General features: G+C 51.3%; 11 protein-coding genes. 7 read left to right on the top strand and 4 right to left on the bottom strand.

Going from position 1 to position 12,647, the window contains the following annotated elements:
- The first annotated feature begins 13 nt into the window (after positions 1 to 13).
- The 4 genes from lepB to GS398_RS02060 all read left to right on the top strand — a co-directional run bounded on the left by lepB (position 14) and on the right by GS398_RS02060 (position 3,315).
- Positions 14 to 1,111, top strand: coding sequence for a signal peptidase I (gene lepB / locus GS398_RS02075; protein ID WP_160905078.1), 1,098 nt, complete (start codon positions 14 to 16; stop codon positions 1,109 to 1,111).
- A gap of 240 nt (positions 1,112 to 1,351) precedes the next feature.
- Complete coding sequence (locus GS398_RS02070) at positions 1,352 to 1,648, top strand: hypothetical protein (RefSeq protein WP_160905077.1); 297 nt, start codon at positions 1,352 to 1,354, stop codon at positions 1,646 to 1,648.
- Positions 1,649 to 1,758: 110 nt separating this feature from the next.
- Positions 1,759 to 2,946: an NHL repeat-containing protein gene (locus tag GS398_RS02065; RefSeq protein WP_160905076.1), complete on the top strand. Its 1,188-nt coding sequence runs from the start codon at positions 1,759 to 1,761 to the stop codon at positions 2,944 to 2,946.
- 6 nt (positions 2,947 to 2,952) lie between these two features.
- Positions 2,953 to 3,315: a DUF1573 domain-containing protein gene (locus GS398_RS02060; protein ID WP_160905075.1), complete on the top strand. Its 363-nt coding sequence runs from the start codon at positions 2,953 to 2,955 to the stop codon at positions 3,313 to 3,315.
- 20 nt (positions 3,316 to 3,335) lie between these two features.
- Here the strand turns inward: GS398_RS02060 and GS398_RS02055 are convergent, their stop codons facing one another.
- Positions 3,336 to 3,695, bottom strand: coding sequence for a DUF1573 domain-containing protein (locus GS398_RS02055; protein WP_160905074.1), 360 nt, complete (start codon positions 3,693 to 3,695; stop codon positions 3,336 to 3,338).
- A gap of 24 nt (positions 3,696 to 3,719) precedes the next feature.
- Here GS398_RS02055 and GS398_RS02050 point away from each other — a divergent pair, with 24 nt between their 5' ends.
- Together GS398_RS02050 and GS398_RS02045 are read left to right on the top strand one after the other, a co-directional pair.
- Positions 3,720 to 6,563 (top strand): outer membrane beta-barrel protein, encoded by a 2,844-nt coding sequence (locus tag GS398_RS02050; RefSeq protein WP_160905073.1) that lies wholly within the window; start codon positions 3,720 to 3,722, stop codon positions 6,561 to 6,563.
- A 7-nt stretch (positions 6,564 to 6,570) separates the two neighbouring features.
- A complete protein-coding gene (locus tag GS398_RS02045) occupies positions 6,571 to 7,326 on the top strand; it encodes a GLPGLI family protein (RefSeq protein WP_160905072.1) in 756 nt (251 codons plus the stop codon).
- A gap of 105 nt (positions 7,327 to 7,431) precedes the next feature.
- Here the strand turns inward: GS398_RS02045 and GS398_RS02040 are convergent, their stop codons facing one another.
- Together GS398_RS02040 and GS398_RS02035 are read right to left on the bottom strand one after the other, a co-directional pair.
- Positions 7,432 to 8,109, bottom strand: a complete 678-nt coding sequence (locus GS398_RS02040; protein WP_160905071.1) for a response regulator transcription factor — start codon at positions 8,107 to 8,109, stop codon at positions 7,432 to 7,434.
- Positions 8,106 to 9,602 (bottom strand): sensor histidine kinase, encoded by a 1,497-nt coding sequence (locus tag GS398_RS02035; RefSeq protein WP_160905070.1) that lies wholly within the window; start codon positions 9,600 to 9,602, stop codon positions 8,106 to 8,108. The genes GS398_RS02040 and GS398_RS02035 overlap by 4 nt, the downstream gene beginning before the upstream one ends.
- A 122-nt stretch (positions 9,603 to 9,724) precedes the next feature.
- Between GS398_RS02035 and GS398_RS02030 the strand changes: the two genes are divergently transcribed.
- Positions 9,725 to 10,603, top strand: a complete 879-nt coding sequence (locus GS398_RS02030) for a trypsin-like serine protease (RefSeq protein ID WP_160905069.1) — start codon at positions 9,725 to 9,727, stop codon at positions 10,601 to 10,603.
- 5 nt (positions 10,604 to 10,608) lie between these two features.
- Here GS398_RS02030 and GS398_RS02025 read toward each other — a convergent pair whose 3' ends face one another.
- On the bottom strand, positions 10,609 to 12,642 hold the full coding sequence (locus GS398_RS02025; protein WP_160905068.1) for a M1 family metallopeptidase: 2,034 nt from the start codon (positions 12,640 to 12,642) through the stop codon (positions 10,609 to 10,611).
- Positions 12,643 to 12,647: the final 5 nt, after the last annotated feature.

The following is a 12,647-nucleotide window of genomic DNA, read 5'->3' as shown; positions in this document are numbered from 1 at the left end:
CTTATCTGTCGTTATGCTGCTGCGGACGTCGAATAAGCGCGTTATGCTGGTCGTTGCAGGCATTCTGCTTTGCATTTGCATCCTGGCTACGCCCGGGATCTGGTGGCTTTATTTATCGGCTGCCGCCATCGTCGTTTTTTTTCTTTTCGTTTTACGGAAGGGCGTCGACAGGAAAGTAAAGTTCGCCGCGCTGGCAGCAGGCGTGTTGCTGGTACCTATCCTGCTCAAGGTGTTTGTTTTTGAAGTCTACCTGGTGCCAAGCTCATCAATGGAAAATGCGCTGTTCTCCGGTAACTACATTGTTGTTAATAAACTGGCCTACGGACCAGCTATGCCGCGCTCGCCGGGCGAAATCTCCTGGGTCAATCTTTTCTTTGACGACAGGCGGGATAATACGCCTGGAAACGATCAACGCCGGTGGAAATACCACCGGCTAGCGGGTCTCACGCAGATCCGGAGGGGGGATGTTCTCGTTTTCAGCCGGCCGGGTGAGTTCCTGGTGAAACGTTGCGTGGGAATGCCCGGAGACGTATTGTACATAAAAGATGGCGTGATCTTAGTGAATAACCAGCCGCTTATGTGTGCGGCTACCGTTAAAAACGACTATACTGCAACGATAAGGGACGAAGGCAGGTTTGCGGTAGCCGCCGGTTCCCTCGGCATAACCTACGAGTATTACCTAAGCGGCAAGGGGCCTAACACTATATTGATGAACCTCACCGGCGCACAGAAACAGGCGCTGGCACGTTCCGGCGGCGTTACGGAGATGGCTTACCTTGTTAAACGTAAACATGGTTTTCTTTACCAGGCCGAGGGGTGGACGCAAGACAACCTGGGTCCGCTGGTGGTGCCTGGTAAAGGTGTTATTGTTACCATGACGGAACAGAATTATCGCAGGTATAGCGATCTTGTAAATAAATATGAACAAGCCGGCCTTCGCCGCGAGGGTAACCATTTTTACCTCGGCAAGGAACCCTGTAAAAGCTTCACCTTTAAACACAACTATTATTTTATGATGGGCGATAACAGGAGCCACTCGTACGATTCGAGGTTTTGGGGCTTGGTGGACGAAGCAGCTATTATTGGAAAGGTTACAGATAGGGCCTGGTAAGCATGTGCGTAGAAAATACGCTATGACAACAAAGTCGAAAATGCCCCGATCCATCACAATTTCCGGCGAATTCTGAACCATTGCTCATTAATCCTGATTCCCCTCCGCCATGCGTTTTTATCGATATAAAATATTGTAGATTCATATCGATAAATCCAAACATTACGGGCAGGCTGACCGGCCTCGCATACCTCAAGATAATGGAACACTTATTAATTATTCACTATTAACTCTTAAATTATGAACAACAAAAAAAGTAGACTTGTGCTCATGTCGAAGATCATGGGCGGGCTGGTGCTGGTATTCTTATTTGCGATGAATACCTTCTCTTTCGTTGAAAAAGATGCGGCTACAGGAAGCCTTGCGGTAATGACGCAGGTCGCCAGTGCCAGCGAAGGTGAGAATGGTAATCCCTGCAGGTGCCATACCTCCGATTACACTTGCTGGGAAGGCTCCAGCTTCTCGCTTCGCCCAAGATGCGATTGCGGCTTTGGTGGGATCTGCCTGCCTGACGGAACATTTGAGAATGAGCCATAAGCAGATGCATAATGGTTAACCACCAGTGCAGCAAATAAGCGAATGCATTTAAAAACAATGCACCCGTTAGTAAAATAGCGGGTGCATTGTTTTGTAAACATACATCCTCCATGACTCATACTTCTATGCAGCCTTTTTTAAGCGTAAGAACAGCAGGTTTATTTTTTTTTACCCTTGTCGCCAGCCTCGTCTCAAGCTGCCGGAACAGCGGCCGTCCCGTCCGGCATGAGCCCAGCAAACAGGCCGTTACGATTCATGAAATTGATATCGATACGCTGATGCTGCAGATCCCCAATACTTCCGGGAGCGGCAAAATACAGTTTTACGGGGATTCAATCGTTTTTTGTGATAACATCTATTGCCAGGTTTCTTCATACGGCCCCGATGGAAACTTTAAAAATGTTTTCCTGGGCAAGGGACGCGGCCCGGGAGAAATAAAGGCGCTCCAGGAGGTGATCCTCACACCGGAGAATAAATACGTGCTCGAAAACTGGAACATCCATGTTTATGATAGAAACTGGAAACGGAAAGCTTTCACCAAGATCAACTGGAACAGTACAAAAAGCGCCAGTTTCCTGGAGAATAATCCCGGTGGGGAAGAATCGGGCATTTATGAAGTTAAATATTTCCAGAACAAGTTCGTGCTGTTAGACAGCAATACCTACTTGTTTAATATCGAATCGCTCCATCCTAAGTACAACGGGTATCTTGCGGCCGACAACTACTATAAAACAGCCCACCTGGTGGCTAAAATGGATGCCGCATCGGGGAAAGTTACCGACCTGATGGGCAACTACACAGATGTTTACCTTAAATATAAATACCTGCCAAACCTGGCTAACTGGAAATACGACCTGGTGCAGGATTCTGTTTACCTTACTTTCGAGATCGACGAGCGGATCTACGTGATGGACAAAGACTTCCATCCCGTAAGGTCCTTCGGATTAAAACCGGACAGCATGAAAATGAACTACATACCCACTAATACCTTTAAGGCTGCCGGTGCGCGTTATAAAGAAGACAGGGCCACGAAGTGCTATTTCTCCGATATCAAATTCATAAAAGAGAAAAACCTGCTTTTAAGAGTTTACACCACGGGCGCGCCGGCAGGATCATATTCCGAAACCGCGCCCCAGCATCAAAGAATGCAGGTATACCGGGGTAACACATTGATTGGTGACGTGTCCGTTCCGCCCGAATTTAAGGTGCTGGGATACGACGAGCGTTACGTGTATGCCGACGGTCTGCATGACAGCGCCAACAGCCGGGTAGGCGTATACAGGTTTCGCATCTTTTAAACGGCTATGAAGATCACCCTATTTTTATTGTTCCTTGCTTCAATGGTTTATCATACCGGTAAACCTTTCAATATTAAAGATGAAAATATAGCGATCGTGTTAAAGCACGGCGCAAAGAAAAAGGTAGTTGTCCCGGTAAAGAATGCCGGTGAAATGCCGTTGATCATCTATGATGTAATATCCATGTGCGGATGTACGGTTGCCCGGGCTCCTAAGCTTCCCATAAAGAAAAATGAAACGCAACCGATCGTATTGGAAGTTAACAGCAGCAACAGGGCTGTGGGGAAAGGACAGGTTTTTATCACGGTAATAGCCAATACGCCAAATAAATACTCCAAAATCGTGCTCAATTTAGAAGTGGTAAAGTAATTGTCCCGTTAAAGGGGATGTTAAATAACCGATGCAACCAGTACGATCCTGGCATATTTGTAGCGGGTGTTCGATTTGATGATGATGTTCACCGACCCTGTTCCTACCGGTTTTTTTGCACTGTCGAACTCCAGGAATATGTTGCCGTTTTCGCCCGCCTTAATGGGCACCTTGGGGAATTCGGAAACGGTGCATCCGCAAGTCGGTTCTACCGCGTAGATTATTAGCGGCGCATCGCCGGTATTTTGGATGGGAACGTTGATCTTCTTCTTTATTCCTTTTTTTACGGTAAACTGTATGGTTTCTGTTTTAACCAGCAACTTTGGTTCATTCAATAACGTAAAATGGAGAACCAGCAACAGGGATAATAGCGTTTTCATAATTTTAGGAATAATAAACTATTGATGGAAAACGATCGACTTGTGTCTATCGGATGCGGAGCGGTAATTGTGAATACCAAAATAGACAATTTATTAGAAATAAAGCGGTCGATGAAATTCATTTTTTTATTTTTAATGCTTAATGTTTTTTCCATGACCATGCTCGCACAGAACGGCTATTCTATAAAGGGCTCGGTTACCGATACTTCGCAGCATATAAAATTGACCAGCGCCTCCGTTAGCGTACTTCATTCGGAGGATTCTACCATCGTAAAGTTCACACTTACCAAAGCAGATGGGTCGTTTAGCATCGCAAATTTGCCGGCGGGTGCGTTTATGTTACTGATTTCTTATCATGACTATGCAGATCATTCTGAACAGTTCAATTTGGGCCCCGGTAACGCCGTGAAAGACTTTGGAGAGATCAACATGATGCTTAAAAGCCGTTTGCTGCAGGAAATAGCCATTAATGGTACTCCTGCCGTGAGGATGAAAGGAGACACTACCGAGTACAACGCAGGCAGTTACAAAACCCAGCCCAACGACCGTGTAGAAGATTTACTGCGACAGCTGCCTGGCGTGCAGGTTGACGAAAAGGGAAACATTACGGCGCGCGGTAAACAGGTTAGCCGGGTACTGCTGGAGGGCGAAGAGTTTTTTGGGGATGATCCTTCACTGGTTACTAAAAATATCAGGGCCGATATGGTAAATAAAGTGCAGCTCTTCGACAAAAGGAGCGATCAGGCCGCTTTGACGGGAGTTGACGACGGCGCGAAAGAACGAACGATTAACATCACATTAAAAGAAGACAAAAAACGCGGGTATTTCGGCCGGTCAGACGGCGGCCTGGCGGCCGGTTATTACCAGGGACAGGTCATGTTCAACGCATTCAGGTCGAAACAGAAATTCTCAGCCTACGGCACTATCGGGAACACCAACCGAACCGGCCTGGGCTCACTGGAAAGCAACAAATACGGTATAACGCCGCTGAGGCAGGGAGATATGCTGGAGTCTTTTAACGGTACTTATACCGGAGAAGGCTTGCCTTCCACGAAAACGGGCGGCCTGCATTACGATAAAAGATGGGGAGGTGACAAGCAATACCTCAACATGAACTATAAGATCGGCACGATAAACGTGACGGGCACAAAAAACACCCGGATCCAAAATAATCTTCCAGGCGGAGCCATCTACACCGGTATGGCGCAGGAAAACGACAACACCAATTTCAGGCATAAACTCGACGCCACCTACCAGGCAGCTTTAAGCCCGTCGTCTACGCTGAAACTGGGCGTGAGCGGCGCCTTGGCAAACAGCCGGACAGGCATCGGATCGACCACCAGGAGCGTGAAGGACAACCAGGCGCTGCTAAACACCCAGGCCCGTAACCTGGCGAATGACGCAGACCAGGCAGCGGTATCGCTGAACGCTCTATGGAACAGGAAATTTCAAAAAGCAGGACGCACGATGTCTTTCGCGTTTAGCCAGGCTTATAACGAGCTGCAGGCGCGGGGGTATTTGTACTCTTTAAACAGTTTTTACGGATCATCCGGCGCAGCGCCCGACAGCACGCAAACGATAGATCAATATAAGTTGGCTGATGCCACAAGCCTGGTGACCAATGGCAATCTTACCTGGTCGGAGCCTTTTTCCAGGAACCTTGCGCTGGTGCTCAATTACGGGCTGAACATGAACAGCAATACGTCTGATAGCCGGTCGTTTAATCCCTCGGCGCCTGGCCGGTACGACCTGGCGGATACGGTGTACTCCAATAACTTTAAACGGAACCTGCTAAGCAACCAGGCAGGCGCCGTTTTCAGCTACCATAAGGGTAAAACCGTTTTTAATTTCGGCAGTCGCGTATCTCGTATAAGCGATAAGCAAACCGACCTGCGTTCAGGCCGCGTATACGATCGCTGGTACTGGAACTGGAATCCCCAGGTGGTTTATCAGAACCGGTCGTTCCTGCTGGGGTATGAAGGGTCTGCCCGGCAACCCACCATTGACCAGCTACAGCCCCTGAAAGTAAATACAGACCCGCTGAATATCCTCCTGGGAAACCCGGGTTTAAAGCCTTCTTACACCAGCTCGTTCGTATATGAGCATCAGCTTATTTTAGGATCGGGCGCTTTCGTGGTCTTTCTTTCCAGCGCTTATTCGTTCATTAATAACGCCATCACCACCAGCATCGCCACCGATGCCGCGGGGAAAAGCGTCCTCCGGTATGTGAACCTGGAGGATAAGAAACCAACTTCTCTATCAGTGGCGATGGAGATGGGTAAAGAGCTTACCGACCCGGAGATGCGCATCGGGTTTGGCCTGAACATGGATGGAGATAATTACTACAACCTTACCAACAAGGTGCTGAATAAAACCGGCCTATGGAACTATGCAGGCACAATTTCGGTGATGAAAACGGCAGTAAAGAAGTACGGGTTCCGGCTGTCGGTTTACCCGGGGTATGTGGTTAACCAATCGTCGGTGCAAAACGGGGCGGCTAACAACGGCTGGTCCGTAAGGGCAGATGGTTCGTTAAACCTTTACCTCCCGGGAAAGATGCAGGTCGACGCTACGGCCAACTACCGGTTCCAGGAACGGACACAGGCATTTAACCAGGATTTCAGCCGGCTGCTTTTAACTACTACCTTCACCAGGAAATTCTTTAAAAGCGAAGATCTCAGCCTCAACCTCACGGTAAACGACCTGCTTAACCAGAACAAAGGCATTGCCAGGAGCACGGGGAGCGGTCCGCAGTCGGCCGGCAATATTTTCTCCCAAACAGAATATAATACCATCAAACGATACTTCATGTTATCGGTGGTGTGGGATTTTAACCGGATGGGCGGACCACCGTCAAACGCAAAGTGATACGAATATGAAACAGCTACCTATTGCATTTTTCTTCCTGTTGTTGTGCCTGGCCGATAGCCTGCGGGCGCAGCATGTAAAAATGATTACCAGCGGATCTATTGAATACGAAAAATCTGTTAACGTAGCCGAGGTGATGTCGAAGCTTGTGGACGATAAAGCCCAAAAAGAGAAGCTGCTTGAGCTGTATAAAACGAAGCCGAAGTTCGCGGTATTCAAAAGCTCGCTGGATTTTTCGCAGAACAAAACGCTTTATAATTCCGGCGCGGAGGCCGCGTCATATTCCCTGCTGAACCCGGCGGTGGCGCAGAACAACCTGGTTTACACCGACCTCGAAACCGGCGTGAGGACCACCCAAAGAGATTCACCTTACGGGCTCTTTCTGGTAACGGATACGGTGCGGCCCGTCAAATGGAAGGTAACCGACGAAACGCGTACCATACTCGGTTATCCCTGTCGCCGGGCGAACGGGTTAATCATGGATTCGGTATATGTAGTTGCCTTTTTTACCGGCGATATTCCCGTTTCGGGCGGCCCGGAATCATTTACCGGCTTGCCGGGAATGATCCTGCTGCTATCGCTGCCCCACGAAAATATGACCTGGACGGCCACGAAGATCGATGCCGCCGCGCCACCTGCCCTCGCGCCGCCAACCAAAGGCAAGAAGAAAACACAGGCAGAGTACCGCGCAATTGTCGAAACGCAGTTGAAAATCCCGCAAGGCACCCGCCGGAAGATTTACCTGCGGGGATTATTACTGTAAGCGGCCATGCCTGGCGGACCTGCGGATCGCCACATACGGAAGCAAACGATTATTCGGCTCGGCTCTACGTTTGGATAACGATCTTTAAGCGGTTATACGGCTTCGTCAGCATAGCAGCTTATAGCCAAATCCGCGGACGCTCAGGATCCCTATCCCAGGATCCGCCCGCAGGCGTTTACGCAGCCGCGTGATAAAAACATCCATGGTGCGCGCTGTAAACACCGAATCTTCACCCCATACCTGCATCAGTGCCGCGTGCCGGTCGAGCAGTTGATTTTTGCGTGCCGCCAGTAATGAAAGGAGCTGCGTTTCGCGGAAGGAAAGCTTTTGGACAAGGCCGTCCGCGGAAACGAGTTCCTGCAGGTGTTCGCGGAGAAGGAAGGTGCCGACGGAAGTAGCCGTTTGCGCGATCACCGGTCGCCGGTGTAACAGCTCATTGATACGCAGTACGAGCTCCTCAAGGCTAAATGGCTTTTTGAGGTAATCGTTTCCCCCGGCGCCGTAACCCTCTACCAGGTCTTTGTCCTGCGACCGCGCGGTAAGGAACAGCACGGGAAGCGCAGGATCGGTTTTACGCAGCTCGCGCACGAAGTTAAAACCGTCCATGAAAGGCATCATCACATCAGCGACGCAAATATCGAACGTTGATCTGCGGATCGCCTCCAGGCCCAAACGGCCGTTGGCATGATGCTCCACCATAAATCCGCGGGTGCGGAGCACTTCTGACACGATGTGTGCCAGCTGCAGTTCGTCTTCGAGAAACAGGATGTTTGGAGGGCTCATACGTGGATGGGTAACTTAATGATAAATGTATTCCCCGAACCGGTGCTTTCCAGGCAGATACTTCCCTTGTGATCGCGCACTACTTGCGCCACGTAGCTTAGTCCGAGACCGTATCCCCTCGTTTGATATTGGGCGGACGGAATACGAAAAAAGCGCTCGAAGATCCGGCGATGGTATTCGGGAGGGATGGCCGTTCCCTGGTTGGTAATGCGATATTCGAGAAGTTCCGCCCCGGTGGTGAGCGCGATCGTGATTTCGGGTGGTTGTGTGCTGTATTTCAGCGCGTTGTCGAGCAGGTTGTTGAGCGCATTGCGAAGGTGGTCTGCATCTGCCGCAACGACGACGTGGTCGTTTAAAGGGTATGTGGTGGCGATACGCGCATTTAAAGCATCGATACGAGGCTGATGTATTTCCAGGCTTTGACGCATAAGATCTGTAAAGAGTACTGGTCGCGCGGTAAATCCCGCCGATTTTCCCTGGTGTACCATGCTTGTCAAAATGCGGTCGATCTGCGCGGAGAGTGCGCCGGCTTGCTGGCGGATAATGGCGTTGTAATTGCTGCGGGACGCCGGGGAGGTTGAGGGATCGTCTACGGCCTCAGCGGCGATAGCGATAGTGGCCACAGGTGTTCTCAGCTCGTGCGTCATGTTGTTTACCAGGTCATCTTTTAACCGGACAAGCTTTTTCTCTGAAAACATGGTTTTTAGGGTATAGGCATAACAGGCAATGGTGATACTGATCAGCAGGACCGACGCCAGTAGTACACCTTTCATTTTTTGAAAGAGCAGCAGACCCGGTTGCGGGAACCAGGCACTTAAGGAGTACACCGGGTCGGCAAAGCCATACGTATAGCCACGGGTACGATAGCTATCGGCATCTGACTGGTGATCCTCGGCGCTGAATCGGCGGAACTTGTACGGGGCGACACGGAGGACAAAGGGAAAATCCAGGTCGAACCGCGAAAGCTCAGCGCGATAAAGGCCGGTGAGGCGGTTTAAGTCCGGGCGGTCGCGCCTGAAGGCATCTGCCAGGCGTTTCCCGAGCGAATCAGTATAAAAGAAATTGGTCTTCCCCTGTAAGTCCTGGTATACCAGGTTTTTTGTGAATGAAGCGATAAAGGCCTGTCTTACTGTCCCGGTAAGCTTCCCGCCAGGTACGGCAATATCCGGCATCCCGATCCTGAAAGGCGGTCTGCCCGGTGAGGCTGCCTTATCGCGGATGCTGAATTCGTAACCCGCCAGGTGCGGTCTGTATTTCAGGCTGATCACCACCAGGTTCGTGTCGGCCAGCCATGCCCGGTATTGTGCAGCGAATTCATCTCGCCGGAGGTTCATTAAGCGGCTTACGGCTTGCTGAAGTGCGGCATTGCTTTCGCTGGCAAACGACCGGCGGGTACTTCGGTACGAATGAAAATTCCAATATAGCTGCAGCCCGACGAGCAGCGAGGAGCACGCAGTCATTAACACGGTGATCATGATTACTTTCCGCGACATCCTGCAAAATACCTAACGCATTCCGCCTGCCAAACAAGGTTAACACTAATTAACACTGCTTAACGGTCTTTCGTACTGGCGCGTAGAGCCCGGGCGTAGTTTTGGAGAAAATAAATGAAGTCATGAAAAATAAACTGGTTCTTTTTTTTGGAAGCATACTTACCGGCATCGTAAGCTTTGCCGGCATTATGCGCGATGATGCAGAGGAAGCCGGCTACCGGAAACTGGCCGCTGAGCATCAATTCGACTGTGTCGGGAAACTGTTTAACGGCGACAGGATGATCGGATCCTGTGTACTGATCGGGAAGCGTAAAGTGCTTTCGGCGGCCCACGTGATGATGGAATATACCTCCTTCAGGCAGGATACCATGAAGATGGGCAATTCGACGGTTGTTCTGAACGTGCCCACCAGCTCCAGCCCGGTAGAAGCGGCAAAATGTCATGCCCGGTTCGGCGACCGTGATTATGCGGTAAAACTGATCCGTATTCACCCGGACTACGGGAAGAACCCATCCTCTGCCGACCTGGCCTTCATCGGGTTGGCGGCGGAGGTGACCAAGGTAAAGCCTGCCCGGCTAAATACCACGCCCGACGAGCTTGGCGCCGCGGTGGTAGGCGTCGGATACGGCGCATCGGGGTTTTCCTCAAAACCGGCAGAGGTAACGCAGTCCCGGAAAAAACTGGCAGGCCAGAATATGGTCGACAGTCTTGGCGGCCGGCTGCTCAACGGCAACCGGACAACCTTAATCTGCGACTTTGATTCTCCCCTGGAGCCGTCCTGGAACCGCATCGGCAGCGCAAAACCCTTGCCGCTCGAGTATATTTGCAGCGGCGGCGATAGCGGCGGCGGTCTGTTCCGTAAAGGCCGTAAAGGATGGGAGCTGGTGGGCCTTTGCCACAACTCCGAATCCGGGATAAGTACCTTACTAACGCAAGGGTATTACGGTTTGCTGATGGAATGGACGCGGATCAGCGTGTATCATCACTGGATCGATCAATAAGAAGATCACTGCTTCGGCCACACATTATCCGCTGTGTTCGCATCCGGGAATCGTCCATGCGGATCAAGCGTGATCTTTTTGATCCTGCGGTCGCCGAAATTCATCACGGCATTATATGAGCGGCTTCCATCGAACCAGACTGAGGCGGGCCAGGTGATTTCGGCCGTGGTAGCATCTATCATTTTGGCGTTCGGGAGGGTTTTGATAGCGGCGCCTTCTGCTTCGAATTCCACCTTCAGCACCACCGGCGATGGCATCTGTCCTGCCTGGTGAACGGTTACGGTAGTTTTTCCGCCAGCGGTTTTTACGTCCTGGATCGATCCTTCAACAGACTCCGTTGTCCATAACCAATAGTACCAGAACCATTCAAGGTCCTGTCCCAGTTCGTTATCCATGAAGAAGATGTAGTCCCATGGCGACGGATGCTTGAAAGACCAGGCTGCAGTATATTTTTTCATCGCGTTTACCACGGCCTGGTCGCCTACAACTCCGCCCAGCATAGAGAGCATCAGCGGAGTTTTGCTGTATGTTTGGTAACTGTAGCCGCTGCCGGCGTCGTTCGCGCTCCACATCATGGGCGCTTCACTTTCGTTGCCGCTCATACGGCCATAGCTTTGTCCGAGGCCGTCCAGGTTATAAGGCGTTCCCCTGCTATCAGCTGCGGAAAGGATGTTCATGTACTGGTTAAAGCCTTCATCCATCCATCCGTAGCGTGTTTCATTGGTGCCAAGCGTCATGGGCCACCACTGGTGTGCGGTTTCATGATCGGCGGCGCCCTGGTTGGAGTTGATCACCATGGGGTATTCCATACCTGCGCTCGGACCGTCCTGCAGGGTGAGCTGCGGGAACGGGTAAGGCGCCCACAGTGCCGAATAGAATTCGAGCGCATGACGTGCTACTTTGCCGGCCCGCTCAAAGGAGTTGCTTCTTTCGGGCAGGTAAACCATATGGATGGGGATAGCCCCCTTACCGGGGATCGTAGCGCGTGTAGCCTTCCAGGTAAAGTTCTCGGCGGTTGCCCAGGCAAAGTCGTTAACGCGGTCGGCTATAAAGTGCCAGGTAAGCTTGTCGCCCGGCGCAGTGGCCTTACCTGGTCCTTTTTCCGATTCACCGCTTACGATGACTACGTCATCATCCGAGTTGAGAACGGTTGACAGCCGCTGTCTTGCCGTTGCCGTTAGCACCTCGTTCGGATTTTGAAGTACGCCCGTGCCGCTTACGATCCATCCGCCGGGAACGGTAAGCGATACGTCAAACTTGCCGAAGTTATTGTAAAATTCAGAAGGACCGAGGTAAGGGCTTGTTTCCCAGCCCCGCAGATCATCATATTTCCCAATGCGGGGATACCATTGCGTGGGTTGAAAGAGCTTGCTGTCAAAACGCTGCGTCATGCGATGTCCCCTGCCGTTCAGGCCGCCGGGAAGTTTGGTGCGCCAGGCGATTTCGATACCGGCGGTTGTTCCCGCTTTAACCGGGTCGGGCAGGCTGATGGTCGCAATGGTTTGGGTGAGCCCTGAAACGGCGAGCTTTCCACCGGTATTTGCGTTACCGCCACCTCCGCCTCCGCCACCGCGACCGCTAAATGGCGTCGTTGCCGCTGCGAGGTCGACTGTTTGCCCGTCTACTTTCAGGCTTGTTAACACCATGCCGTCCGTTGCTTCGGCAGGCACGGATGAACCGCGCTGGGCTTCGGGGCGAAAGATGTTGTGATCGAGGCGCAACACGATCGTTCGCAGATCATCCTTGCTGTTATTGCGCATGCTGATCTTTTCTGAGCCTGTAATGATTTGTGTTGCCGGGTCGAGGCTTGCATTGATGGTGTAGTCGGCTTCTATCTGCCAGTAGCCGGGTCCCGGTTTACCGGAAAAATCGCGTGTGCCGGCAGCAAAGGCTTTGCGGATGGAATTGGTCATCGGTACGTCGAGCCGGATAGAGCGTTTCGATGTTTCTACGCTTTTGCGGATGGGGAGGCTGTTTTGCCGGGCGGATACCGCCACGCCGGTTGTGAGCAGGGAAAGAAGGATAACTCGCTTGATCATGGTTA

This window comes from Hufsiella ginkgonis (assembly GCF_009834915.1).
GTDB lineage: Bacteria > Bacteroidota > Bacteroidia > Sphingobacteriales > Sphingobacteriaceae > Hufsiella > Hufsiella ginkgonis.
The sequence above is the reverse complement of the archived record's forward strand: the minus strand, read 5'-3'. Positions and strand labels throughout refer to the sequence as shown.

Coding starts and splice junctions, on each gene's coding strand:
- lepB (WP_160905078.1), top strand. CDS start 14: ATGCTGCTGCGGACGTCGAATAAGCGCGTTATGCTGGTCGTTGCAGGC.
- GS398_RS02070 (WP_160905077.1), top strand. CDS start 1,352: ATGAACAACAAAAAAAGTAGACTTGTGCTCATGTCGAAGATCATGGGC.
- GS398_RS02065 (WP_160905076.1), top strand. CDS start 1,759: ATGACTCATACTTCTATGCAGCCTTTTTTAAGCGTAAGAACAGCAGGT.
- GS398_RS02060 (WP_160905075.1), top strand. CDS start 2,953: ATGAAGATCACCCTATTTTTATTGTTCCTTGCTTCAATGGTTTATCAT.
- GS398_RS02055 (WP_160905074.1), bottom strand. CDS start 3,695: ATGAAAACGCTATTATCCCTGTTGCTGGTTCTCCATTTTACGTTATTG.
- GS398_RS02050 (WP_160905073.1), top strand. CDS start 3,720: ATGGAAAACGATCGACTTGTGTCTATCGGATGCGGAGCGGTAATTGTG.
- GS398_RS02045 (WP_160905072.1), top strand. CDS start 6,571: ATGAAACAGCTACCTATTGCATTTTTCTTCCTGTTGTTGTGCCTGGCC.
- GS398_RS02040 (WP_160905071.1), bottom strand. CDS start 8,109: ATGAGCCCTCCAAACATCCTGTTTCTCGAAGACGAACTGCAGCTGGCA.
- GS398_RS02035 (WP_160905070.1), bottom strand. CDS start 9,602: ATGTCGCGGAAAGTAATCATGATCACCGTGTTAATGACTGCGTGCTCC.
- GS398_RS02030 (WP_160905069.1), top strand. CDS start 9,725: ATGAAAAATAAACTGGTTCTTTTTTTTGGAAGCATACTTACCGGCATC.
- GS398_RS02025 (WP_160905068.1), bottom strand. CDS start 12,642: ATGATCAAGCGAGTTATCCTTCTTTCCCTGCTCACAACCGGCGTGGCG.